The sequence below is a fragment of the Shewanella sp. cp20 genome, assembly GCF_000832025.1.
Classification (GTDB): Bacteria; Pseudomonadota; Gammaproteobacteria; order Enterobacterales; family Shewanellaceae; genus Shewanella.
Genome location: NZ_JPII01000020.1, coordinates 48,115 through 71,984, shown reverse-complemented (window position 1 = coordinate 71,984; position 23,870 = coordinate 48,115). Strand labels below are relative to the sequence as shown.

Annotated in this window: 20 protein-coding genes, 1 rRNA gene and 1 pseudogene; 9 read left to right on the top strand and 13 right to left on the bottom strand. The window is 54.5% G+C overall.

Annotated features, from left to right (window positions below; translation table 11 throughout):
- Window positions 1-87, bottom strand: a 16S ribosomal RNA gene (locus DB48_RS08160); the annotation flags it as partial.
- Between the two features lie 547 nt (window positions 88-634).
- On the opposite strand from DB48_RS08160, the gene DB48_RS08155 reads away from it, so the two are divergent.
- Complete coding sequence (locus DB48_RS08155) at window positions 635-1,192, top strand: gamma carbonic anhydrase family protein (RefSeq protein WP_041509801.1); 558 nt, start codon at window positions 635-637, stop codon at window positions 1,190-1,192.
- A 107-nt stretch (window positions 1,193-1,299) separates the two neighbouring features.
- Here DB48_RS08155 and DB48_RS08150 read toward each other — a convergent pair whose 3' ends face one another.
- Both DB48_RS08150 and aroE read right to left on the bottom strand, forming a co-directional pair.
- Window positions 1,300-1,572, bottom strand: a complete 273-nt coding sequence (locus DB48_RS08150) for a DUF1488 domain-containing protein (protein WP_041509800.1) — start codon at window positions 1,570-1,572, stop codon at window positions 1,300-1,302.
- 40 nt (window positions 1,573-1,612) lie between these two features.
- Complete coding sequence (aroE, locus tag DB48_RS08145; protein WP_152619119.1) at window positions 1,613-2,455, bottom strand: shikimate dehydrogenase; 843 nt, start codon at window positions 2,453-2,455, stop codon at window positions 1,613-1,615.
- A 175-nt stretch (window positions 2,456-2,630) separates the two neighbouring features.
- On the opposite strand from aroE, the gene DB48_RS08140 reads away from it, so the two are divergent.
- Window positions 2,631-3,059: a group II truncated hemoglobin gene (locus tag DB48_RS08140; RefSeq protein WP_041509799.1), complete on the top strand. Its 429-nt coding sequence runs from the start codon at window positions 2,631-2,633 to the stop codon at window positions 3,057-3,059.
- Between the two features lie 83 nt (window positions 3,060-3,142).
- On the opposite strand, the gene hemF is transcribed toward DB48_RS08140, so the two are convergent.
- The 3 genes from hemF to DB48_RS08125 all read right to left on the bottom strand — a co-directional run bounded on the left by hemF (window position 3,143) and on the right by DB48_RS08125 (window position 5,287).
- Window positions 3,143-4,054, bottom strand: a complete 912-nt coding sequence (gene hemF, locus DB48_RS08135; protein ID WP_041509798.1) for an oxygen-dependent coproporphyrinogen oxidase — start codon at window positions 4,052-4,054, stop codon at window positions 3,143-3,145.
- Window positions 4,055-4,072: 18 nt separating this feature from the next.
- Entirely contained in the window at window positions 4,073-4,630 is a 558-nt protein-coding gene (locus DB48_RS08130; RefSeq protein WP_041509797.1) for an L-threonylcarbamoyladenylate synthase, read from the bottom strand.
- Between the two features lie 90 nt (window positions 4,631-4,720).
- Window positions 4,721-5,287 carry a DNA topoisomerase family protein gene (locus DB48_RS08125; RefSeq protein ID WP_041509808.1) on the bottom strand — a complete coding sequence of 189 codons (567 nt, stop codon included), beginning with the start codon at window positions 5,285-5,287 and terminating at the stop codon, window positions 4,721-4,723.
- A gap of 93 nt (window positions 5,288-5,380) precedes the next feature.
- Between DB48_RS08125 and DB48_RS20605 the strand changes: the two are divergent.
- Window positions 5,381-7,203 (top strand): annotated as a pseudogene (locus DB48_RS20605) (collagenase).
- Between the two features lie 242 nt (window positions 7,204-7,445).
- Here DB48_RS20605 and DB48_RS08115 read toward each other — a convergent pair.
- From DB48_RS08115 to DB48_RS08105, 3 genes are all read right to left on the bottom strand, one after another.
- Window positions 7,446-7,919 (bottom strand): DUF494 family protein, encoded by a 474-nt coding sequence (locus DB48_RS08115; RefSeq protein ID WP_011867527.1) that lies wholly within the window; start codon window positions 7,917-7,919, stop codon window positions 7,446-7,448.
- A 2-nt stretch (window positions 7,920-7,921) separates the two neighbouring features.
- Entirely contained in the window at window positions 7,922-8,941 is a 1,020-nt protein-coding gene (gene dprA, locus DB48_RS08110; RefSeq protein WP_041509796.1) for a DNA-processing protein DprA, read from the bottom strand.
- Between the two features lie 88 nt (window positions 8,942-9,029).
- On the bottom strand, window positions 9,030-10,127 hold the full coding sequence (locus DB48_RS08105; protein WP_041509795.1) for a LysM peptidoglycan-binding domain-containing protein: 1,098 nt from the start codon (window positions 10,125-10,127) through the stop codon (window positions 9,030-9,032).
- A gap of 125 nt (window positions 10,128-10,252) precedes the next feature.
- Between DB48_RS08105 and def the strand changes: the two genes are divergently transcribed.
- The 5 genes from def to DB48_RS08080 are packed head-to-tail and all read left to right on the top strand — an operon-like array spanning window position 10,253 to window position 15,920.
- Window positions 10,253-10,765 (top strand): peptide deformylase, encoded by a 513-nt coding sequence (gene def, locus DB48_RS08100; RefSeq protein WP_041509794.1) that lies wholly within the window; start codon window positions 10,253-10,255, stop codon window positions 10,763-10,765.
- Between the two features lie 7 nt (window positions 10,766-10,772).
- Window positions 10,773-11,747: a methionyl-tRNA formyltransferase gene (gene fmt, locus DB48_RS08095; protein WP_041509793.1), complete on the top strand. Its 975-nt coding sequence runs from the start codon at window positions 10,773-10,775 to the stop codon at window positions 11,745-11,747.
- On the top strand, window positions 11,744-13,027 hold the full coding sequence (gene rsmB, locus DB48_RS08090) for a 16S rRNA (cytosine(967)-C(5))-methyltransferase RsmB (RefSeq protein WP_041509792.1): 1,284 nt from the start codon (window positions 11,744-11,746) through the stop codon (window positions 13,025-13,027). Before fmt ends, rsmB begins: the two co-directional genes overlap by 4 nt.
- Window positions 13,028-13,037: 10 nt before the next feature.
- Window positions 13,038-14,447 carry a Trk system potassium transporter TrkA gene (gene trkA / locus DB48_RS08085; protein WP_041509791.1) on the top strand — a complete coding sequence of 470 codons (1,410 nt, stop codon included), beginning with the start codon at window positions 13,038-13,040 and terminating at the stop codon, window positions 14,445-14,447.
- A gap of 30 nt (window positions 14,448-14,477) precedes the next feature.
- A complete protein-coding gene (locus tag DB48_RS08080) occupies window positions 14,478-15,920 on the top strand; it encodes a TrkH family potassium uptake protein (protein WP_041509790.1) in 1,443 nt (480 codons plus the stop codon).
- A gap of 23 nt (window positions 15,921-15,943) precedes the next feature.
- On the opposite strand, the gene rlmF is transcribed toward DB48_RS08080, so the two are convergent.
- Together rlmF and DB48_RS08070 are read right to left on the bottom strand one after the other, a co-directional pair.
- Window positions 15,944-17,128: a 23S rRNA (adenine(1618)-N(6))-methyltransferase RlmF gene (gene rlmF / locus DB48_RS08075; protein WP_041509789.1), complete on the bottom strand. Its 1,185-nt coding sequence runs from the start codon at window positions 17,126-17,128 to the stop codon at window positions 15,944-15,946.
- Between the two features lie 45 nt (window positions 17,129-17,173).
- Entirely contained in the window at window positions 17,174-17,581 is a 408-nt protein-coding gene (locus DB48_RS08070; protein WP_041509788.1) for a flagellar basal body-associated protein FliL, read from the bottom strand.
- 174 nt (window positions 17,582-17,755) lie between these two features.
- On the opposite strand from DB48_RS08070, the gene DB48_RS08065 reads away from it, so the two are divergent.
- Window positions 17,756-18,322: a chorismate--pyruvate lyase family protein gene (locus DB48_RS08065; RefSeq protein WP_041509787.1), complete on the top strand. Its 567-nt coding sequence runs from the start codon at window positions 17,756-17,758 to the stop codon at window positions 18,320-18,322.
- Between the two features lie 30 nt (window positions 18,323-18,352).
- Here DB48_RS08065 and DB48_RS08060 read toward each other — a convergent pair whose 3' ends face one another.
- Window positions 18,353-21,214, bottom strand: a complete 2,862-nt coding sequence (locus DB48_RS08060; protein WP_041509786.1) for an immune inhibitor A domain-containing protein — start codon at window positions 21,212-21,214, stop codon at window positions 18,353-18,355.
- A gap of 302 nt (window positions 21,215-21,516) precedes the next feature.
- The gene (locus DB48_RS08055; RefSeq protein WP_082035609.1) at window positions 21,517-23,733 is read right to left on the bottom strand and encodes an MGH1-like glycoside hydrolase domain-containing protein; all 2,217 of its coding nucleotides are present in this window, start codon (window positions 23,731-23,733) and stop codon (window positions 21,517-21,519) included.
- Between the last annotated feature and the right edge of the window lie 137 nt (window positions 23,734-23,870).

Sequence of the window (23,870 nt, the reverse complement as noted above, 5' to 3'; positions counted from 1 at the left end):
CAAGCTTTTGAAATGTTACCGCTCGACTTGCATGTGTTAGGCCTGCCGCCAGCGTTCAATCTGAGCCATGATCAAACTCTTCAATTAAAAGTTTTTTTTGGACCTAAGTCCGACTCAATGAATTCTGATTCATATAAATGACTCGGAAGAATCATCTACATGTTTGTACATATTGCTATGGACTCTCACTATTTCTAGTGAAACTAGATTTAGTAAATCATGCATTGAGATTTAAATCGTTTTCGATTAACTCAATACCTGTGAGTGTCCACACAGATTTCTTGTTTTATCTTGTTAAAGAGCATTACATCCTTACTTTTGGATGCCGCCGTTAGCGCTGGGCCGTCGGCTTAGGGATGCGTATTCTACACTTCCCGATGTTGGCGTCAAGTGATTTTTAAGAAGTTTTTCAACTTTATCACTTTAACCATCTGAGCTTGGTAATCGTTGCTAAGTAGCGCCGTTTGCCGTGTCAGTGGGAGCGCATTATAGGGAGCCAAATCTTTTGTGCAAGGGCTTTTTAAAAGAAAAGTGCTTCTTTTGCATTGTTTGCGCGCTTTTTCGCCTGACTAGCTACTTTTTCCCCATTATACTGGGTAACCCCCACTCATTTGGCCGTTTTAAGGACTTAGCCATGACAAAATCTATCCGTGCCTATAAGGGCCTTAGCCCACAATTTGATGCCAGTGTGTATATTGATGAAGCCTGTGTACTCGTCGGCGACATTGATTTAGACACAGATGCCAGCATCTGGCCCATGGTCGCGGCACGAGGCGATGTGAATCACATCCGCATAGGTAAACGTTCAAACGTACAAGATGGCACCGTATTACATGTCACCCGTAAATCGGCCAGCCGCCCCGAAGGACACCCACTCCTCATAGGCGATGATGTCACCATAGGTCATAAGGCGATGTTGCATGGCTGCCGAGTCGGAAACCGTATCCTTATCGGCATGGGCGCCATCATACTAGACGGCGCAATAATAGAAGACGATGTGATCTTAGGTGCAGGCTCTTTGGTTCCACCCGGCAAGACACTGGAGAGTGGTCACCTGTATGTAGGCAGCCCGGCCAAGAAGGTGAGAGCGCTGACAGAGGCAGAAATAAACTTCCTGCCAGAGTCGGCGGACAACTATGTCCGCCTGAAGAACGAATATATTGAAGAGGCGTTGCAGGATCTGCCGACCTAGTGCTTCTCTGTCGAGAAATGCGCATTAAACTCAACCTGCATGGCGTCGATGATTCGGCGCCCCTATGCAACATCAACGTAAGCGCTAGGGGAAAACTTTAGAATGAGCTAGTCGACGCGCTCAACCTGTATATGGCCTTGAACGTCAAACGCCTCTTGCTCGATCAACTTTTCCGCCTGCTCCTCGATATCGAAACGAAACTGTTCAAACAAGGACAGTGCCTGTTCACTGTTATTAATCTTCTCGGCCGCCAGATGCGCAAGCACCTTCTGGCTGATGTAGCAGTCGATCAACATCCCCTGCTGCTGCGCGGTAAAGTGAATCGCATTTTGCTGAGCATCCCAGGTCAGTTGCTCGGTAAATATGATGCTTTGATTCATGGCTTGCTACTCCTATTGCCAACTAACGACATAGCTACTCTCACGCCTGCACGGCGAGCTCATTACGCAACTGTGCCAGCACTGGCTCGACGGCAGGTTCGACGCCACGCCAGATGGCGAAGCTCTTAGCCGCTTGGCCCACCAGCATGCCGAGGCCGTCGATCACCTCACCCGCCCCCTGAATTGAGGCCCAGCGGTTAAAGGCGGTGAGATCCTTGCCATACATCATATCGTAGCAGACGGTATGGGCAGCGATAATCTCGTGGGGGAGATTCGGCAACTCTCCACTTAAGCTGGCAGACGTTGAATTGATGACGATATCAAAACTATGATTCAGCTCGTCTAAGGTGCAAGCCTTAACCTGACCATATGCCTTAAATGTCTCGGCCAGTAGTTCGGCCTTGCTATGGGTGCGATTATGAATCGTCAGAGAGGCGATACCAGCATTCAATAACGGCAGTATGGCGCCTCGCGCGGCGCCGCCGGCACCGATAAGCAAGACATTTTTACCGCTTAAGGATCCTATGTGGCGCTCGAGATCCGCCACCAGCCCCAAGCCGTCGGTATTATCTCCCTTGATACGACCATCATCCAAGCGGCTAAGGGTATTCACCGCGCCCGCGAGTCTCGCCTCCTCACTCAGGCAATCACACAAGGCATAGGCCTGCTCCTTGAATGGCAGGGTTACATTCGCACCCTTCCCCCCTTCACCAAAAAAGCTTTGCAGAGACTCGGCGAAGCCATCGAGGGGCGCCAAAATCGCTTCATACCGCAGCAACTCCCCCGTCGACTGGGCAAAAGCCTGATGAATAGCGGGAGATTTACTATGCCCTATGGGATGGCCAAATACGGCGTATCTGTCTTGCACCAGCGGTTGTGTCATGGGGTAACTGTCTCTGTTAATCCGATTGCGCCCAGTCTACTGAGCTTTTTAAGCGAAGCAAAGGGCGACGCCATGCAATCTCTTCAGGGAAACTAGCATTGATTGCAACTGGAGAATCCGCTAGTGTGCCGCTTGATATCTAAATCGAGTCCAACAGAGCCCACGAGAGAGTCAGATGAAGTGGTTAAAGAAGATGATGGCTAAGCCTTCGGCCGAGCGCGATCCTCAGCAATCAAACGCCTACGATAGAATTGGCGGTGAAGAGGTGATCAGGGCGCTCGCCAAACAGTTTTACCACCAGATGCAGACCAACCCAGACACCCAGGCCTTATTGGCCATGCATAGATCCCCCATTCCCGAGTCGGAACAGAAGCTGTTCGAGTTCCTCAGCGGCTGGCTAGGTGGCCCACAGCTGTTTCATCAACGTCATGGACACCCGGCCCTGCGTGCCAGGCACATGCCCTTTAGCATAGACGAGACCATGCGCGATCAGTGGCTACTCTGCATGCAGCGGGCATTAGCGATAGAGATCAAGGAGCCGCAACATAGGGAAGCCATCTACCAGGCGATCTCGACCCTAGCCGATCATATGCGTAACCAATAGCATCGGTGCCAATATGTGCAAAACCAAAATGTGCAAAACAAGAAAGGACTCAATAGAGTCCTTTTTAGCTTCTGGTTGACCTTCTACGCTGGCAGCCAATCTCTCGGCTTGAGGAAGTCGGTATAGAGTTTCGCCTCCGCACTGCCCGGCTCGGGAGTGTAGGCATATTGCCAACGCACCAGTGGCGGCATAGACATCAGGATAGACTCTGTACGGCCACCGGTTTGTAGGCCAAACAGCGTGCCTCTGTCATAGACCAAGTTAAATTCCACGTAGCGGCCACGACGATAGAGCTGGAAATCACGCTCACGTTCGCCATATTCGGTGTCTTTGCGCTTCTCGACAATCGGCGCATAGGCCTTCAAGAAGCCCTCGCCCACCGCCTGCATGAAGGCGAAGCTGTTTTCGAACCCAGGCTCATTGAGATCGTCGAAGAAGAGTCCACCGACGCCACGGGTCTCATTACGATGGGGCAGGAAGAAATACTCGTCGCACCATTTCTTATATTTAGGATAAACATCCTCGCCAAACGGCTCGCACAATGCCTTGGCACTCTGATGCCAGGTCACCACATCTTCCTCGAACGGGTAGTAAGGGGTCAGATCGAACCCGCCACCGAACCACCAGACAGGATCCGCTCCCTCTTTCTCGGCGATAAAGAAGCGCACATTGGCGTGGGTCGTCGGCACATAGGGATTATTAGGATGGATCACCAGGGAGACACCCATGGCCTCGAAGCTACGCCCGGCTAGCTCGGGGCGGTGCGCCGTGGCAGATGCCGGCATGGCCGCGCCGGTCACATGGGAAAAGTTCACCCCTGCCTGCTCAAACACCTTACCCTTAGTCAATACGCGGCTCGTGCCGCCACCGCCCTCTTCCCGCGTCCAGGAGTCGGCCACAAACTTGGCCTCGCCATCTAGTTGTTCTAGGCCTTCACAGATCCTCTGTTGCAGGTCGAGTAAGAATGCTTTGACTTGAGTGGCATCGGGCTTCATAAAAATTCCTTGCTATGGTTATCGTAAAATCTTTCCGCTGATCACATCTATGATGGTCGACGGTTTAGGCTCGGCGCCTAGGCTACCGGCCACCAGGCCATCTATCTTGCCATCAAACTGACGGATAACCTCCTCCGGTGTCAAGGCTGGCTCCTCTCCCGTCAGGTTGGCACTGGTCGAGACTATGGGCTTATCCAGCGCCTGGCACAGGGCCTGCACCCCAGGATGATTGGAGACACGCACGGCGAGGGAGTCAAACTGACCGCTCAACAGGCTGGATAGCCCAGGACGTTTCGGCATGATAAAGGTGAAGGGGCCGGGCCATTTATCGAAGGCCGACTGCATCTGCGCCTCGGTGAGGACAGAGCAATCGATATAGGGCGTCAATTGACTGAAATCGCTGGCAACCAGGATCAAGCCTTTCTGCCAGGGACGCTGCTTTAGGTCGAGCAGCTTCTGAATCGCCTCATCATTATCGGGATCGCAGCCCAGTCCATAAACGGCTTCGGTGGGATAGGCTATGACGCCACCTTGCAGTACCGTTTCAACCAGGGCGCCAGGATCTTGCTGTAACATGTCGCCTTACCTTTCTGTTCAACGGGTCGACTTGACCTTATGCGTCGAGATTATACAGACAAAGCTAATGCGAACAATGGTGGAGAACGCTTAGGCTAGCGGACGCTTATATTTACAGGCCTTTTGAGGACACTCCAGTCGCATGCCGGCGGCGCCTTTGCGTTCGACCAAGATGCCGAAGCCGCAATCGGGACAGGTCTCCTGCACCGGAGGATAATTAACCAAAAACTTACACTTAGGATAGGCGCTGCAGGCATAGAAGCTTTTACCAAAGCGGCTGGTTCTATGCTCCATCACGCCCTTATGGCAACTGGGACAGGTTACGGCCTCGGCCGGATCCTCCTGATCGTGCTTCTCGATATGCTTACACTCTGGATATCGGGTACAGCCGATAAAGATACCGAAACGGCCCGACTTCACCGCCAGCTCGGCGCCACACTCGGGGCATTCTGAGCCTTGGATCACCTGAGTCTCTATCGATTCGTGATGCACCAGGGGCCGAGTATAGTCGCAACTAGGGTAGTTGTTGCAGCCGATGAACCCACCATGCTTACTGTTTTTTACCGACAGCTCGCAGCCACACTTAGGGCAGAGTTCATACTCTTTCTCTAGTGCATGCTCGTGTGAACTAAACAGTTGATCATCTATCTTAGACATGGTTTTCTCGACAGCCGGTGACTCTAGCCATTTTATCAAGCTCTACAGCGCCTTGGGAATCGAATGTGCATTTAATTATAGCTAGTCTTCTTCATGACAATGAAATATATTGTATGCAAAACAGAAGGAGACCCTATGTTACACCAATCCCTCCGCGCACTCTTATTATTCGGCCCCAGTCTGTTACTGGGGTGCAGCACCACTGCGCCGACACAGCTAGACCCTGCCTTTATCGGCCAGCTTAACACCATGCCTGTGCAGCAAAGCTTCAGCCATGACAACCCTTTACTCGATAAGGCCAGCTTCAATCAGGCGGTACAAGCCATCATTCAGAGCCAGGACGAGCAAACGCTAGATGCCCTGCTCTACTACCTGAGGGGCTTTAGCTATTTCGGTCCCATGGACGCGCTGACCAGTGTTGAATACGCCGCGCTAACGGATGCGCTAAACAAGCTTGGTCAAAGCAAGCTAGTCACTCAGAGTGCCAGATTACAGGAACACTTCGCTATCACCCTGTATCGCTACTATGCCAATACTGAAGAAGAAAGTGATGAGCACGCCGAGCAAGTTGGCAGATTACTGCCCCTACTAAACCAGCAACTGAGGCGCATCGCTAACCAATCCCCCAGCCAGGCAACAGACTACGCCCTGTGGGAAACCCTGAGAGCCTATGGCATGCTGCTGAACGCTGCGCGCAAACAGCCCAAAGGCCCCCTCAACCAACAATTGATTGCCGCCAGATTAGATAAGCCACTGCTCGACTTTGCCGCCTCCCCCCTTAGCCTGCACGGTCAGCGAGACTGGCCAAGAGCCAATGCCTACTGGGCACTTGGGCTCTACCGCCTGACACTGCCCAGCGGCGAAGAGGGCAAGATCACGCCAGCCGAACAGGCACTGGACGACGCCATGGCCGAGATGGCCGAGCGAGATGTTGCGCGGCGAGGGGATGCGGCTAAGACCACCTACACCTTGGGCTATCATGTAAATGCCTTCGCCGGCCAGGAGGCCTGCAAGGCACGCGGCACTATCTGTCAGATCCCCGAGCAATCGCAGATCTTACCCATACGCCATAAATGCTCAGACAGCCTGTATATCCTGGCGCAGGATCTGACTCCGGATGAGCTCAGCATCAGCTGTACTAAGCTCACCTCCCAGGAGGCACACTTTCATCAGTTGCTAAGACTGAGCATCGGCCTACCGCTAACGATAACAATGACGCGCTGCAAGTGGTGGCCTTCAAAAATTGGAGCCAATACAACGCCTACGGCCAGTTGCTGTTCGACATAGGCACGGACAATGGTGGCATGTATATCGAAGGAACGCCATCTAACCCAGATAATCAGGCCAGCTTCTTCGCCTATCGTCAGTTTTGGATAGCCCCGGAATTTGCCATCTGGAACCTGAATCATGAATACGTTCACTATCTCGATGGTCGTTTCGTTAAATACGGCGGCTTCGGCCATTTCCCGCGCAAGCTGGTGTGGTGGTCGGAAGGCCTGGCGGAGTATGTCTCCAAAGGCGACGACAACCCTTCGACGCTAAAGGTGATCAAGGAAAAATTAGATGAGGCGCCGGATCTCAAGACTATCTTCGCGACCGAATATAAGGATGGTCTCGACCGCACCTATAAATGGAGTTACATGGCGATCCGTTTTCTGGCCGAACAGCACCCCGATGAGCTGGTTAGGCTCAGCCACTACTTAAAGACAGACTATTTCGAGGGTTATGAAAGGCTGCTCGATGAACTCTCAGAGCAACAAAGTGCTTTTTCAAACTGGCTGACCCAACAGGTTGCCCAGTTTACAGAGAAAGAAACGGATAAGACGCCCAAGATCAACAAGCTTAATCGTTACGCCTATCGTGATTACCTGATGCCGGCGCATCTTAAGCTAGACGATGCTCATCAACACTTTTAATGAGTCATCAACTAATACCAATCGTAATAAATAATTGATCATTCTAGCTTGTTAAAACGCTCGATAACTGTATTAGTATTTTTAATTGTAGAATAACTACTTATCTAAAAATCCTGCTTTGTTCTCAAGCGTTTTTCCTGCGCTATTTCTGATCACATGTTTACTGTGATTGGTATAATTAACAACTCATCAACCCAAAAAGGAGGCCATGGCCTCCTTTATTTATCGTCGAATCGAGTCAATTAGGAATGTAGACGACCATCGGGTTGCTCGAAGATCAGATCTTCCATCTGCTCATAGGCAGACTCATTCCCCGGCACGTTAAACAGCACCATGAGGATCACCCACTTAAGATCTTCCAGGATCAATGCAGGCTCATCCAGCTCCATCACACGATCGATCACCATCTCGCGTAGCTCGACATTGAGTACCTTGATCTGCTCTAGGAAAAGCAGGAAACCACGACACTCGACATCTAACTTCTCCATCTCGGCCTGAGTATAGATACGGAAAGAGTGTTGATCATGATTACATAGGTAGGGTTGATCACTTTCTTGTAGCGAAGCCAGGTGTTCTAACCAGGACAAGGCCTTAATAATCGCCGATTGATGAAAACCTGCTCGTGTCAGTTCTTGGGTCAACTCGTCTTCGTCGACCAGTAACTCGACCTCACTGTGCACATAGTTTTCAAATAGATACATGAGGATATCGAACATGGCTAGCTCCTCTTAAGTCTTATATAACCACCGGGTACAGCTGAAACCCAACCTTGTAGTTCAAGTTCAAGCAACTGCTCTAATACTAGCTCTATCGTTTTTCCACTATGCTCGACCACCACATCTAATGGCGTGGCCTCATAGCCTACACTAGCTAACAGTGAGGCAAATGGCAAATCAGAAGCTAACTCCTCCCCTATATGGTGACGACGATGCAACTCTTCAAGGTGAAATCTTGATAAAGCTGCAACCTCTTCGATAATATCGGCGGCGCACTCCACTAATTTAGCGCCATCCCGTAACAAATCATGACACCCCTGATGATCCCCAGCTAGGATGTTACCCGGTACAGCAAACACCTCGCGGCCCTGTTCCAGCGCCAGTCGTGCGGTGATCAGCGAGCCACTCTTACGAGCCGCCTCGACCACCAGAACCCCTAGCGAGAGCCCGCTGATGATGCGATTCCGCTTAGGGAAGTTACCGGCATAGGGCTTTACCTGGGGCCAGAACTCGCTGAGCACACAACCGTTTTGCTGGATCTTGTCGTAGATGGGTCGGTGACGCTTGGGGTAAACGATATCTATCCCTGTGCCCAACACGGCCAGGGTTACGCCATCGGCATCTAATACACCTTGGTGAGCCGCGCCATCTATGCCGGCCGCCATGCCACTGGTCACCGCAACCTTAGCCGCTGTTAGCTCCTGAGCGAGCTGATAACTTGCGGCTAATCCCGACTGAGATGCAGCCCGGCTACCCACCACGGCAATGCTGGGATGCACCATGGCATTAATGTCACCCTTGGCAAATAGGATCGGCGGCGGGTCATTAGTCTGCAGGAGCAGACTAGGATAAAGGGGATCTTGGGGACAGAGGATATGATGATGAGACGCGGCATCTTGCCATGCTAACGCCTGTTCGACCAAGGCAAAGTCGGGGGTCAAGCTAGTCGTCAACAGCCGCTCAGGCAGGGGTAAGGCATCGGGTTCATGCTCCAGCCTTTGCCTGAGCTCTGCTACATCCATGTAGTTTAATAATTGTTTAACCCGGGCCGGTCCTAACCCGGGTACTGCACAAACAACTAGCCAGTCGACCAGTTTGTCGTCGATGGCACTATTCGCTCGCTAACAGGGTATCCGGCTGCAGCAACTTGTCATGAACACGCACAGGCTTCTCGTTGATCAGAATAAGTCCCATGCTGACACGGTCGAACACCTTGAAGACCATTACCTTACCGCGATAGATATCTGGCATCTTCACCGCGTTATCGGAAGAGATATTCGCCAGAAGCTCCTCGTAGGTGCTGCGATCCTCAGGTTGTACCGGCTGGCCGTCACCATCGATCACCACCTCAACGCCATCTCGGAAGATGGAGAACACATGGCCTGGCTCGACACCATCCTGGCTGCCACGGTCGATATAGACCACATCCAGTTTACCCATTTCACGGACACCTTTTTCAGAGGCGAGTACAGACCCAGGCGTGGTCGCCGCCTTAGGCATAAAATAAGCGGACATCAAGGAATCATCTTCGATAGGCAGCACACGATAACCCGCCTTGGTCTCACGCATATTGCTCAGCAGTTGCACCTTAGACACAGCGCCCGACTCTATGACACGGCCACTGGCAGTCAGAATCACCTCCAATCCCAGCGCATCACCAGACTCGACATCTTCAAACTGACGTCCCTTGGCGTAGACACCAAACTTGTCCCCCAGGGTCAGCTCCCCTTGGACATAGATAATATCGTCGGTCACATGGTGCCTGGATTCACTTTCGCCGCCCATGACCATGGGTTGCTTATCGAACCACTCGCCATCGACCACTCGGTTTTGCACCAGATAGGGTTGGATTAGGCTAAGATCCACGGCTGGGATTGCGCCACCTTTAGGCAAGACGCGCCCTTCGGGACTCTTACGAACATGAGGCTTAACCACTAATCTGGGTTCGCCGTCGATAAAGACCAGGGTCAGCCTGTCGCCGGGATAGATAAGGTGAGGGTTAGCGATCTGTGGGTTGGCGCCCCAGAGCTTAGGCCAGCGCCAGGGGTCCTTGAGAAATTGCGCTGAGATGTCCCAAAGGGTATCTCCTTTCTTCACCACATACGAATCGGGATGGCCAGACTTCAATGTCAAGGTATCCGCGACAACAAACGAACTACTAAAAATCATTAAACCGAGTAAAATTAGTCGTTTCATGGGGGTATCCATGCTGTTTGCCCTTTATATAGAGCTTTTACTGTTATTGAATGCCACTAAGGATTAAAATTAACCCATTAGCCAAAGTCAGTATAACCAACTGACTCGAATTTGACAGACTTGTTAAGAGTTTATGTATGAGTTTACTAAAAGTTTTACGCTTTCCCGATGAGCGCTTACGCACAGTTGCTAAGCCCATTACAGAATTTAACGCTGAGCTTCAGACACAAATCGATAATATGTTCGAAACCATGTATGAAGAGAAGGGAATTGGTCTGGCAGCGACCCAGGTAGATTACCATCATCAATTGATCGTTATGGACCTGCAAGATGACGTAGAACGCCCTAAGGTTTTCATAAATTTAGAGATAATTGAGAAAAGTGGCGATTTTTGCAACGAAGAGGGCTGCCTCTCAGTTCCCGGTATCTATGCCAAAGTCGATCGCGCCGAGTTTGTCACCATCAAGGCACAGGACAGAGATGGCAACGAGTTCACTTTAGAGGCTGATGGTCTGTTCGCCATCTGTCTGCAACATGAGCTTGATCACCTCAATGGCAAACTGTTTGTCGATTACCTCTCGCCCCTCAAGCGTCAGCGTATCAAACAGAAACTCGAAAAAGCCGCGCGCCTCGAAGCCAAACAAGGATAAGCCTCATTTGAAACCACTCAAGATACTCTTTGCGGGTACGCCAGATTTTGCCGCCCGCCATCTACAAGCCTTAATCGATTCAGAGCACCAGGTGATCGGGGTTTACTCCCAACCAGACAGACCCGCGGGCCGCGGCAAGAAGCTACAGGCCAGCCCGGTCAAGGCCCTTGCCCTTGAGCATGATATCCCCGTCTACCAACCCGTTAGCCTGAGGAATGAAGCGGCCCAGGCAGAGCTCGCCTCGCTCGGCGCCGACATCATGGTGGTAGTCGCCTATGGCCTGATCTTGCCTCAAGTTGTTCTAGACACCCCGAGACTGGGCTGCATCAATGTGCATGGCTCCATCCTGCCTCGCTGGCGCGGCGCGGCGCCGATTCAACGCGCCCTGTGGGCCGGTGACGAGGCAACAGGCGTCACCATAATGCAGATGGATATAGGTTTAGATACCGGCGACATGCTGCTCAAGACTCACCTGCCTATCGAAGGCAGCGATACCTCTGCCAGCCTGTATGAGAAGCTGGCCGAGCAGGGACCTAGCGCCCTGATCCAGGCGCTACAGGGACTGGCCGAAGGTAGCCTCACGCCTGAGCCACAAGATGAAGCCCTGGCCAACTACGCCGAGAAGCTGAGCAAAGAGGAGGCCCAGCTCGACTGGCGCAAGCCGGCGCAGCAGCTGTGGCGTGAAGTACGCGCCTTCAATCCTTGGCCCGCCAGCCACTTCCCCCACCAGGATGCGGTGATCAAGGTGTGGCAGGCCAGCGTGTCTGACGAGGCCGTTAAGCAGGCCCCAGGCACCATCATCCGCGCCGATAAACAGGGCATAGTGGTCGCCACCGGCGAAGGCGCGCTGATCCTAGAGACTATTCAACTGCCAGGCAAGAAGGCCATGCCGGTGGCAGACGTACTCAATGCCCGCGGCGACTGGTTCACCCCAGGCACCCAACTACAAGGCGCTAATACCTCAGATGAGGCCAAGGCATGAAGAATCTGCGTGCCCTCGCCGCCAAGGTCGTCTTTCAGGTACTAGAGAAGGGAGTCTCCCTGTCTGTCGCCCTGCCCGAGCAGCAGCAAAGACTCGGCAGTGGTAAAGACAAGGCCCTGCTGGCCGAACTCTGCTATGGCGTGATGCGTCACCTGCCCCAGCTCGACAAGCTGGTAAGCGACTGCATGAGCAAGCCCCTCAAGGGCAAGCAGCGTATCGTACACCAGTTGCTACTGGTGGGCTGTTACCAGCTCTATTTCACTCGCATCCCTAGCCATGCGGCAATCTCGGAAACCGCCGAGGCCTGTCGCCAACTCAAGTTCGAGGGCCTGGTCAAGGTGGTCAACGGCGTATTGCGTAACCTGCAACGTAGCCAGAAGCCACTCCCCGAGGACAACGAGACCCTGGCCTTCAACACGCCAGCCTGGCTGATCAAACGCCTCAAGGCCGCCTATCCAGACGACTGGCAAGAGGTGATCGCCCAGAGCCATCAGCGGCCCCCCATGTGGCTGCGTAACAATCCCTTATCCCAGACACGAGACCAATATCTGGCTCTGCTCGCCGAGCAGGAGATAGCCGCAACACCAGGCGCGAGCGACAACGCCATACTGCTGGAGAGCCCCAAAGATGTCGGCATGCTTCCCGGCTTTGCCGATGGCGCCGCCTCGGTGCAAGATGGCGCGGCGCAGTGGGCCGCCAGCCTGCTGGCGCCCGAGCAAAATGAGCTGATCCTCGATGCCTGTGCCGCCCCAGGCGGCAAGAGCTGTCATCTGCTGGAGCGTCAACCCAGTATCGATCTGGTGGCGGTAGACTTCGACGCCAAGCGTCTGGAGCGGGTACAGCAAAACCTCGACAGATTACAGCTCGAGGCCAAGTTGGTGCACGGTGATGCCGCCAAGATAGACTCCTGGTGGCAGGGCGATAAGTTCGACCGCATCTTGCTGGATGCGCCTTGTTCGGCTACCGGCGTGATTCGTCGTCACCCGGACATCAAATGGCTCAGAAAGCAGGCCGATATCGAAGAGCTAGCCACATTGCAGTCACAAATTTTGGATCATTGCTGGCAGTGGCTTAAACCCGGTGGCACACTCCTGTATGCTACATGCTCAATTTTACCGCAAGAGAACGCCGAACAGATCAAGGCTTTCTTAGCGAGAACCCAAGACGCAACCCTAGTCCCCATCGCACAACAACAAAATCGCGATGACATTGGCTGGCAGATCACGCCAGGCCAAGACAATATGGATGGGTTTTACTACGCTCGCTTGGTTAAGGGATAAAGTTTAGGCTATGAAAATTATCATATTAGGCGCAGGTCAGGTCGGCGGCACATTGGCGGAAAACCTGGTGGGTGAAAACAATGACATCACCATAGTCGATAATGACCGCGACAGGCTACGCTCGCTGCAAGACAAGTATGACTTGCGTGTCGTGCTGGGCCACGGTGCTCACCCTGGTGTCCTCAAGGATGCCGGCGCCGAAGACGCCGATATGTTAATTGCCGTTACCAATAGCGACGAGTGCAACATGGCCGCCTGCCAAATAGCCTTCTCCCTCTATGGCACCCCCACCAAGATCGCCCGAATCCGTTCGGAGCAGTATCTGGCCCTGCGTGACAAGCTGTTTATCGACAGCGAGACCAAGCAGAGCGAGAATCGTCCTCGCGGCGGCTTCATCATAGATGAGTTGATCGCCCCCGAGCAGCTGGTGACCGCCTATATTCGTCGTCTGGTGGAATATCCTGGCGCCCTGCAGGTACTGGAATTTGCCGAGGGACGCCTCAGCCTGGTGGCCGTGCGCGCCTACTACGGCGGTCCCTTGGTGGGTAACGCCCTGGCCGCACTGCGCGAACATATGCCCAATATCGACACCCGTGTGGCGGCCATCTTCAGACAGGGCCGTCCCATCATGCCCAGAGGCACCACCATCATAGAGGCCGACGACGAGGTGTTCTTCGTCGCCGACAGTCGCCATGTGCGCGCCGTGATGAGTGAGATGCAGAAGCTGGATAACACCTACCGTAACATCATGATTGCCGGGGGCGGTAACATCGGCCTGGGACTGGCCAAACAGCTGCAGCGCAATCATGCGGTCAAGCTGATCGAACACAGGCAGGATCGCGCCGAGGCGCTGTCGGAGAAGCTGGAAAATACCACGGTATTTTGCGGTGACGCCTCAGACCAGGAGCTGCTGCTCGAGGAACATATCGACCAGACCGACGTGTTTATCGCGGTGACCAACGACGATGAGGCCAACATCATGGCCGCCCTGCTGGCCAAGCGTATGGGCGCCAAGAAGGTGATGGTGTTGATCCAGCGCGAAGCCTATGTGGACATCGTCCAGGAAGCCAATATCGATATCGCCATCTCGCCGCAACAGGCGACCATCTCGGCGCTACTGACCCATATCCGTCAGGGGGATATCTGTAACGTCTACTCATTAAGACGCGGCGCCGCCGAGGCGATCGAGGCCATCGCCCATGGCGACCCCAGCACCTCCAAGGTGGTGGGCAAGCAGATCAGCGAGATCAAGCTGCCACCGGGCACCACGATTGGCGCCATCGTCCGCGACGACGAGGTGCTGATGGCCCACGATAAGACGGTCATCGAACAGGGCGACCATGTGATCCTATTCCTGGTGAACAAGAAATTTATCGGTGAAGTTGAAAAGCTGTTCCAGCCTAGTGCATTCTTCTTCTAAGCCACTCGAGAAGCAAAGACTAAATTCGCGATGCTAAATTATCGGCCGCTACTCTTCATATTAGGCGTGTTCCTGTCGACCCTGACTGCCTTTATGTTTATTCCGCTGCTCTTCGCCCTACTCTATGGCGAAGAGACGGTGGGCGCCTTCATGATCGCCTCGCTGGTCACCGGCACCTGTGCCAGCGCCTGCATGCATCAGGGACAGAGCGAGAATATCCGCCTCAATATCCGCGACATGTTTCTGCTCACCAGTTTAACCTGGTTTATCGTCAGCCTGTTTGCCGCCATGCCCTTTACCCTGTATCACGGCATCAACTACACGGACGCCTTCTTCGAGACCATGTCGGGGATCACCACCACAGGCTCTACCGTGTTGTCCGGCCTGGACACCATGGATCACAGCATCCTGATCTGGCGCTCCCTGTTGCAGTGGCTGGGGGGAATCGGCTTTATCGTGATGGCGGTAGCCATTCTGCCCTTCCTCAACGTGGGTGGCATGCGGCTGTTCCGCACCGAGTCCTCCGACTGGAGCGACAAGGCCGTGCCCCGCACCCAGGACATGGCCAAGCACCTCTTCTATGTCTATATTCTGCTGACGATAGCCTGTGGCCTGGCCTACCACCTGGCAGGCATGACTTGGTTTCAGGCGATCAACCATGCCATGACCACACTCTCGACCGGCGGTTACTCCACCTCAGACAGCTCAATGGCAGCCTTCTCCAAGCCCGCCCACTGGGTCGGCACCCTCTTCATGGCGGCCGGTGGCTTACCCCTGTTGATGTTCGTTCACAGCCTGTCGCAGAAGTCGCTGCGGATCTGGGACGATGCTCAGGTGAAGGGTTATCTCATCTTCCTTGCATTCGTCTCCTGCAGCCTGGCCTTCTGGCTCTACCATGGACACGACATGACGGCCGCCGATGCCCTTCGCCTGGCCAGCTTTAACGTGGTCTCAGTGGTTACCACCACGGGATATGGCCTGACCGACTACACCTCCTGGGGCGCGCTAGCCAACGTGGCCTTCCTCTTCTTGATGTTTGCCGGCAGCTGTTCGGGTTCGACTTCGGGGGGGATCAAGATCTTCCGCTTCCAGATCGCCATCGCCATCATGCGCGAGCAGCTAAAACAACAGTTCCACCCTAACGGCATCTTCAAGGAGCGCTACAACGGTAGGCCAATTACCGAAGATATCGTGCGCTCCCTGGTCACCTTCATCCTGCTGTTTATGCTGGTGATCGTGCTCCTGTCTGTGATCTTGGTGTCGACCGGACTCGACCCCACCACCAGCTTTACCGGTGCCGTCACCGCGGTGACCAATGTGGGCCCAGGACTTGGGCCAGTCATCGGCCCGGCAGGGAACTTCTCCAGCCTGCCAGACATCGCCAAGTGGTCACTGGCCATCGGCATGCTACTGGGACGTCTGGAGATCTTGACGGTGGCAGTGCTCTTCCACCCTAACTTCTGGAAATACTAAGCGAACTAGCGCCTAGGGCCCGACTAAACCCGATACTGACTCCAGAGGCGATGCTGCTCCTGGGCTAGAAAGGTCCAGGCCAGCACGCGGGTCAGCTTGTTGCCCTGGGCCATCTCGAGTGTCTCTACCCGCTTAGCGCCCACCTGCTCCAGCAGACGATAGCAAGGTTTGAGGTTTTCCTTCTTCGACACCAAGGAAGTAAACCAGAGGCACTGCGCGCCGAACTCCTGGCTCTCACGGATCATCTGGCTAAGAAAAGCGAGTTCGCCACCTTCACACCATAGCTCCGCCTTCTGACCACCAAAGTTCAGCTTCTCCTTACTCCGCGCCACCTCATGGCCCTTGGCTCGCTTGTTGGCAGCCAGGTTCTTCAGCTTACGCTCGCTGCCTCTGCTCGCCTCCGCCAGAGAGGCATGAAAGGGGGGATTACACAGGGTCAAATCGAACCTGTCCTGGGCCGTGATGATACCGGTAAAGATCTGTTTCGGATCTGACTGCTGGCGCAGACTCAGCTTACCCGCCAGTTGCGGGTTGTTCGCGATGATCTGCTCGACGTTCGCAAGAGACGCAGGGTCGATATCGCTGGCCACGAAGCGCCAGCCATAGACCTGATGCCCCAGCAGGGGATAGATGCCATTGGCACCTGTGCCTATGTCCAGGGCGACCACCCGTTCTCCCTTGGGCACCTTCGTCGCATTAGCCACGTTAGCCATCTTAGCCTCGTTAGTCTTAGCGCCTTTACGCGCAGGGACGGACTCGGCCAGCAGATCCGCCAGATAGTGCAGATAGTCCACACGGCCCGGAATCGGCGGGCAGAGAAACCCCTCGGGGATATCCCAATAGCTAAGCCCATAATGCAACCTGAGCAGCGCCAGGTTGAGCAGTTTCACCGCCTTGGGGTCAGCAAAGTCAATTGACAAATTGCCATAGGGGTTGGGGCGCACATAGGGCTTAAGCGCCGGAGTGGCTTGCACCAATGCGTTAAAGTCATAGCCCTTGGCGTGTAGATTGCGCTCATGTAGCCCCTTGGGCTGACGAGGCGTCTTGCCTGATGTGGGCCTTGCTTTTTGCTTTGGCTTTGATGTCTTAACTGAGTTAGACGGCTTAGCTGCCTTTGATGCCTGTAATACCTTAGCAGGCCTAGATGGTGAAGCTTGAGAGGTAGACTTTCTTGCACCGGGGCGCGGGGGCTTGGGAGACTGGGTCATTAAGGGGATCCCGGCTGCACGCAATGGCATGCAGCCCATAAAGCATTAATCGTACAGGTATTTAGTAAACAGCAGGTTGACGATCAGCGGCTTGCCAATCTCCTGCTCCAACAGACGATTCAGGGTGTCATAGCACTCACGGCGGATCTCCTCCTTACCGGTCAGAGATTTCACCTTATCTTCCGTCTGCGCTCCAAGGATCTCTATGATGGCGGCGCGCAGCAACGGGTCGTGATGCTCGAGCACAATCAGATCTTCCGGCACCTTGACCATGAGTTCGACACTGATCTTCACAAACCCCAGCTTCTTACGATTGGAGATATAGTTAGTCACAATATCGGGCTCGAAACCGTAATAGGCGTAGGTGTCGACCACCTCTTCCTCTTCGGCAAATGCCCCCAGGCTCAGTACACTGGTCACTAGCATGAGGCACAGCAGCGCAAACTTTTTCATATTAGACGAATACTCCGTTCATGATTTGATGGTCAACACTCGCTTTCTAGCCAGGCAATACCTTATTAACGGCACCAATACTTAGATGCTTTAGTACTCAAGGCTTTAATTACCGACATCAAAGCCTCGTCATGATAAACTGCTGACGTTTTTGAGTATTGTACCGAGAATTTAATGAGTGTGACCAGGTTAAGCTTCCCCTATGGTGAATCCATTCAATGGCATTCACCGGATCAAATTCCCCAGCTGCCACCCAGCCCTTTTAGGGAGTGGCTATTAGCTTCCGGTAGTTTAACCCAAAAACTCAAGTCTCACTGCACCCAATTTGAGGTCAAGGTGTTAGGCGAAGCCATGCTGCCCCCTTTTCCCGGCGAACTCCCCCATCAGGGACAGGCCTGGATTAGAGAAGTACTGCTCTGTCTCGACGGCATTCCCTGGGTTTTCGCCCGTACCTTAGTGCCTGGCGCCATGATGGACAGCGCCCAGGATAACTTCCTCTCCCTTGGCACCCGCCCACTTGGCGAGCTGCTGTTTACCAGTGGCGACTTTACCCCGGGCAAGATAGAGGTCAGTCAATTTACCGCCTGCGACTCTCTGGCCAACCTGATCGACTCCCTGGAGCAGGAAAGTCACCATCCCCTGTGGGGCCGCAGACGCTACTTCAGCCACGGGACGCAGCAGCTTATCGTCAGCGAGATCTTCCTGCCTAAGGCTCGCGAGCTTATCGACAAGCTGGCATAAAAAACGCCTCATTGAGAGGCGTTTTTCCATTTAGCTTCTGCGGCGTAATCCCAACAGCATCAGCAGCGACAGGCTTAACCAACCTAGGCTACCACCGCCAGAGTCCTGCTTGGTCTCCGGCTGAACAACGGGTGGCTGCACCACAGGGGCGGTCACGCTCAGCGTCACGCTCTTGCTCACCTGATTATTGGCCTCATCAGTGACCGTCAGGGTCACATCATAGCTACCCGCCGTCCCATAGGTATGTGTCGGCGAGGCAGCCGTGCTCGTTTGTCCATCACCGAAACTCCACAGATAACTCAGGGTACCTACCCCCTGATTAGACAGGTTACTGAAGGTCACGGTCAAGTCGCTGGCCTTATAGCTAAAGTCGGCCACAGGCTTGATCACCACAGTCACCTGAGTGTTGGCCGTCACCGACTCACCCGCGCCATCTGTCACCGTCAGGGTTACCTGATAGGTGCCCGATGCCTGATACACATAGGTAGGCGCCGCTAAGGTACTCCCTGCGCCGCTGACACCAAAGGCCCAGGCATACTGATAGTTACCATCACCACCGGTCACGTTAGCACTGAAGCTGACGCTCTCACCCTCTTGTGTCTTAGCTATCGAAGCACTCAATGCCTCTGGCGCTGGCGGAGGCGTCACAGTGCCCGAATACTCGAAACGTACCTTGGCACTGCTCGAATTCTGGCTCTGAGTCACGACCTCCATGGTCAATCCCAGTTGTGGCAATATGATGCCCGACTGCGGCTTGAGGGGGGCACTATAGTCCTGACTGTCATCGAACAGGCTGTTGGCTGCCAGATGATCGTCACCAAAATAGCTGCCTTGATCATACAGGCTAAAGGTGGCGTCACGGATCTGAGTCGCCGTGCCATTAGTACCGATAAGCATCTGGTCGGCATCGACCACGCCGATCAGGCCACTGCCTGGATGGGTGCTGGAGTTGTTGTCAGACTCGTTGAAGTTTTCCAACCAGAGCAGAACCCCTGGTTCATAGGCATGACTCTTCAAACCGACATCGACGCCATTGTAACTGCGTAGCTGCACCAGGTAGCGACGCGGTTTACCCGGACGCGTATTCTCGATGCGCGCAAAGCCGCCGTTCAGCGTCATGGTGTCTGGCTCCTCGGCACCATCGCTGTATATCACGGTCGTGCCATCGAGCACCTTGAGCTCATCGAACACGAAACCATAGTCGCCCACGGCCTCATCGGTAAAGTAGACGATACTGATCTGGCGATCATTGCTGCCCGCATAGGCACTTAAATCAAAACTCAGCTCCACCCAGGCATCGCTGCCTTCGGCGCCCGCCACATCGGCGGATTTGCCCGTGATGATATTCTTGGCATTATTGATGGTATTGCTGGCCTTGGTTTTGTTGCCCACTAGGGCCACATCACCCACCTTGACCTGCACATAGTCATAGTCGGTTTCTATGCTCCAGTGCGCCTTCATCTTCAGGGTCAGGCTGCTGCTCGCGGGGAAATCCAGACTAAAGGAGGCAGCTGTACTCAGCAGGTTCCCCTGACCAGAATAATACTGATAGTTACCGGCATAGGGCTGCTTGAAGGGAATATTACTCGCAGGTAGCGGAATAGAAATCTGGTTGACCTGATTAGCATTGACCGCCTCGGTCAGCTGTACTTCTTGGCCACCGCTTGGAATAGCGGCCAGATCCACCTGGGTCTCGTTGATCCACTTACCCTTAAACTTGTTTTGCAGATAAGAGCGGGCATAGGGGCTAAAGCCGGTTGGCTCGCTGCCAGGAATCATGCCGGTCCAGCTGCCGCCAGACATGATAGACCAGGAGCCCACGGGCGAGCCGTCGCCGCTATTGCTGGTGTCATACTCATCGGGCAGGCCGAGATCGTGGCCAAACTCATGAACAACCACACCGGCGGCCGCATCTATGGGCTGAACCGTGTAGCCAAACACCTTCTTGCCCGTACCTGGGATCTCATAGCCAGGCGAATTACCTTCATAGACAAAGTATCTGTGCGACCAGATGGCATTATCGCCCAACACACCACCACCGGCCTCTTCGCCTATGCTGGAATGAAACAGCATCACATGGTCGATATCGCCATCGGCCTCATTCAGGTTACCGTCGCCGTCGAGATCATAGGGGTCTTCCACGTCGAAGGAGGCGATCTCCGCGGGCGTCATATCTGCCAATGCCTGGGTCACGGCCTCTTTCACCAGCTCGGGCACCGCCTTGTCGTCATTATCGCTGTTAGGATCGTTCTGCCCGTAATAGGCCGCATTCTGGTTGGCGGTATACCAACCATAGACCTTACCGGTGAAATAGAAGCTACCGCCAGATTCCGCCTGATAATATTGATACCCAGTCAGCAGGTTTTGCCCCTGTGGGCCGGTAAAGCCCGTGGTGGAGAACATGAGATCCTGATAATGGGATACCGGATAGCTGGCATAATACATAGGCGTATCGGAAGCCGTCAGACGGTTGTTGTCGTGAGGCAGATCGGGAAAGTCGATCAACACCCCCAGCACCTTAACCGTCTTGGTCACATCGGCGTCCGCCTGTGGCGTCACGAAGGACATCACCCGCGCCTTCTGCTGGGCCTTCTGACGCAGGCTCTGCTGCGACTCTAGCTTGGCCTGTACCAGACCGCCTTTCTCCTGATAACCCTTGGCTCTCAGGGTGTAAGCCTTAACTGCGGCGCGCTTCTCCTCCTCGCTGGCATTGGCTGCCAACTCACCGCGCTTCACCAGCCAATAAAGGATCTGTTGCTCGTTAATCACCCCGGCGTCGGCTACGCCTGTCACTTCCTTCGTGGTGATAGGGGCGGCATTCGCCGACGCGCCAACCAGCAGGAGGGAGAGGCTCAATGCAGACAACGCCCCGGCATAATACTGTCTCTTCATGCTAAATATTCCTTGTGCCTTCATTTATCCCCAAACGGAACGCCTTTCCGACTGGGTGACCCTAAGGCAGACTGCCTAACTTAGATAATTCTAGTGGGGACTTGGGGAGGGGGCTAACTCATCGTCTCAGACACTGTAAGACGAAGTGAAATTAGCAGCCGGTGACTCGGCCAGGCGGGTGTTAACGCTCACTTAGCGGCAAGCGTAACAACAACACCCAAGGTCCACTACAAGACATTAACAGTATTTTCCCCTGTAGAGTAGAGCAAACATGCTATTTTTCACTAAAGAGGTATTAGCGTCTAATCGCCGCCGAGCCAGCCGCGATAGATGAGCAGTAGCATCGAGGCAGACCAGCTAAAGTTGCTGCAGTGCAGACCCTCTCCCGTCAGCGGATCATAGTTTTCCCGTATGGGCGCATCGCTCATGACCCCTTGCGCCTCATTCACCAGCCGAGTCGCCAGGCGCCGCGCCAGCCCATCATGGCCATAACGGGAGATTCCCTGCAGGCCAAACAGCGCCTGATCAAGCCAGACAGGGCCGCGCCAGTAGCGTCTCGGGGCAAAGGCAGGATTATCGGCGCTCACGGTAGGAAAAGGGATCAGAGTTCCAAAGCTCTCTGGACCAAGCTGTCTGGCGATCATCCGCTCCGCCTGAGCCTTGTTAGCAGCGCCTGCCCACAGCGGCAACCAACCCTCGACGCCCTTGCCCTCGGCAATCATCAGACGCGAATCCTCGCCATCGAGGCGCCTGTCGTAGAAGAAGCCACTCTGCAGATCGAAGAACTCGCTGCGGATCAGCTCCCCCAGCCACCCGACCTGTTCCCGCCAGGCGGCCGCCTCGCTCTCCAGCCCCAGCACCTCGGCCATCTGCGCCAGATAGCCCTTCTCCGCATACAGATAGCTGTTGAGATCCACAGACTCCTGAGAGATGGAGTAGCCCAACAGGCGCCCCTCATCGTCATAGTTTTCCAGCACCCTGAGCTGGTCATTCATGTCGAAACGCGGCGCATTATCCATGCCCGACTCCCAGGCCGCCGCCTCGATCACCGCCTCGCTGTCTGGCTTACCCGGCTCGCCATGGCGAGGATGACGATTGGCGCCATATTCCGCCAGCCCATTTCGGTTATGGTCCCGGTTGCGATACCACCATTCATGGTAGGCGACCAGCTTGGGATAGAGCTTGGCAATCAAGGCCTTGTCATGACTCTGCTGGTAGATCTGCCACACGGCCCAGGCCGCCAGTGGTGGCTTACCGTTACGTTCGTTCCAGTTACCCCCCTTACCACCGCGACTAGCATCGGCGTTATAGAAGATGGCATCGGGCAGGTTGCCCGCGTCCTCGGGACGTAGCGGGTCCTCAACATCAAACTGATAGTCAAACATCGCCAGCACATTCGACTCGGCCAGCGCCACGTCGAAATGCGCCAGCGCCACCGCCTGCTTCCAGCTGTCCCAGGCCCAGACACCGTTAAACCACTTGTAGGTCACTGACGGGGTGACGGCGTCATGCAACAAAGCGCCCGCCGGGCTGCGCCAGTTGTGCAGCAGGGTCATCATGCTCTTAGCCGCCAGGCGTCTAGATTTAGGGTCGCCGCCGCGAATCAAATTATCGAGGCGATTGTGCCAACGAGCCTGATTGACCGCTAGCTGCTCGGAGACCCGAGCCCAGTCCAGCTCGCCGGCACGTTTGGCCTCGGCCTGGGTATGAAAATAACGCTGGGCCGCGCGCAGGGTCACAGTCTCTCCCGGCGCCAGGGTCAACACCTGGCTGTCGGCGCGATAGCCTTGAGAACCCTGGGTCGATATGGTTACCGCCTGCTCAAACTGCAGCCGATAGCTGGCATCATCGAGCTGTATCTGCCAGGTCTGGTCGATAGGAGTAAACTGCCAGGTGACGGCGCGCTCGGACAACAGTCGCTTGTCGATCAGGCGATACTGGGCCAGCTTAGGATGGCTGGTGAAGGGGCTGCCCGACCAGCTCAGTCGCCAAGCTCGCGGCGTATCGCTCAGGTTAGTCAGCTTGGTGGAGATGATGGCGGTGCGCTTATCGCTATAGGCCAAGGAGGTTTCGAGTGCAAACTCGGCGAAACCAAAGCGCTGCACCAATCCCCAGGGCTCGCTATAGATCTCCACTCTTTCAGCCTTGGCCAGATCCACCCCCTGACCCGTCTCCCCCGAGATCAGCTGCAGCCGCTGCAGGCTATCGCTCAGGTGCAGGCTGTACTCCTGGGCGATAAACAGCGGGCCGGTGAAACTGCCATAGTGAGTCGGCGTATCGGGCAGATGAAAGCCATGCCAGGCCCCCTGATCCATGTAGACGGCGGGAATCGTTAGGTTACCCTGCTGGTCACGCTGCTCCATGGTGCTGGGCGTTCCCCGATAATTGAGCAGATCGCGATAATTAAATGCTTCGCTAGCTTCGCTGGCCTGCACCATAGAGACAAAAGATACGGTGGCAAGCAGTGACAGGGAAAACAGAAGGGAGCGGCGAAAAAATAGTGCAAGCAGACGCGTCATGAGATCACTTAAGGGTGAATTGAATACAATATTCAAATATTCCCAGAGTCGACTCACAGATGCAAGCAGAACCGTCGCGCCTCAGACCCTAGGGCCACGACTAAGCACAGGGCTGAGAGGAGCACAGGGCTAAGGTG

What these genes read in the sequence shown, in the direction of transcription:
- DB48_RS08155 (WP_041509801.1), top strand. Translation starts at nt 635, where the DNA reads ATGACAAAATCTATCCGTGCCTATAAGGGCCTTAGCCCACAATTTGAT.
- DB48_RS08150 (WP_041509800.1), bottom strand. Translation starts at nt 1,572, where the DNA reads ATGAATCAAAGCATCATATTTACCGAGCAACTGACCTGGGATGCTCAG.
- aroE (WP_152619119.1), bottom strand. Translation starts at nt 2,455, where the DNA reads ATGACACAACCGCTGGTGCAAGACAGATACGCCGTATTTGGCCATCCC.
- DB48_RS08140 (WP_041509799.1), top strand. Translation starts at nt 2,631, where the DNA reads ATGAAGTGGTTAAAGAAGATGATGGCTAAGCCTTCGGCCGAGCGCGAT.
- hemF (WP_041509798.1), bottom strand. Translation starts at nt 4,054, where the DNA reads ATGAAGCCCGATGCCACTCAAGTCAAAGCATTCTTACTCGACCTGCAA.
- DB48_RS08130 (WP_041509797.1), bottom strand. Translation starts at nt 4,630, where the DNA reads ATGTTACAGCAAGATCCTGGCGCCCTGGTTGAAACGGTACTGCAAGGT.
- DB48_RS08125 (WP_041509808.1), bottom strand. Translation starts at nt 5,287, where the DNA reads ATGTCTAAGATAGATGATCAACTGTTTAGTTCACACGAGCATGCACTA.
- DB48_RS08115 (WP_011867527.1), bottom strand. Translation starts at nt 7,919, where the DNA reads ATGTTCGATATCCTCATGTATCTATTTGAAAACTATGTGCACAGTGAG.
- dprA (WP_041509796.1), bottom strand. Translation starts at nt 8,941, where the DNA reads ATGGATGTAGCAGAGCTCAGGCAAAGGCTGGAGCATGAACCCGATGCC.
- DB48_RS08105 (WP_041509795.1), bottom strand. Translation starts at nt 10,127, where the DNA reads ATGGATACCCCCATGAAACGACTAATTTTACTCGGTTTAATGATTTTT.
- def (WP_041509794.1), top strand. Translation starts at nt 10,253, where the DNA reads ATGAGTTTACTAAAAGTTTTACGCTTTCCCGATGAGCGCTTACGCACA.
- rsmB (WP_041509792.1), top strand. Translation starts at nt 11,744, where the DNA reads ATGAAGAATCTGCGTGCCCTCGCCGCCAAGGTCGTCTTTCAGGTACTA.
- trkA (WP_041509791.1), top strand. Translation starts at nt 13,038, where the DNA reads ATGAAAATTATCATATTAGGCGCAGGTCAGGTCGGCGGCACATTGGCG.
- DB48_RS08080 (WP_041509790.1), top strand. Translation starts at nt 14,478, where the DNA reads ATGCTAAATTATCGGCCGCTACTCTTCATATTAGGCGTGTTCCTGTCG.
- rlmF (WP_041509789.1), bottom strand. Translation starts at nt 17,128, where the DNA reads ATGACCCAGTCTCCCAAGCCCCCGCGCCCCGGTGCAAGAAAGTCTACC.
- DB48_RS08070 (WP_041509788.1), bottom strand. Translation starts at nt 17,581, where the DNA reads ATGAAAAAGTTTGCGCTGCTGTGCCTCATGCTAGTGACCAGTGTACTG.
- DB48_RS08065 (WP_041509787.1), top strand. Translation starts at nt 17,756, where the DNA reads ATGAGTGTGACCAGGTTAAGCTTCCCCTATGGTGAATCCATTCAATGG.
- DB48_RS08060 (WP_041509786.1), bottom strand. Translation starts at nt 21,214, where the DNA reads ATGAAGAGACAGTATTATGCCGGGGCGTTGTCTGCATTGAGCCTCTCC.
- DB48_RS08055 (WP_082035609.1), bottom strand. Translation starts at nt 23,733, where the DNA reads ATGACGCGTCTGCTTGCACTATTTTTTCGCCGCTCCCTTCTGTTTTCC.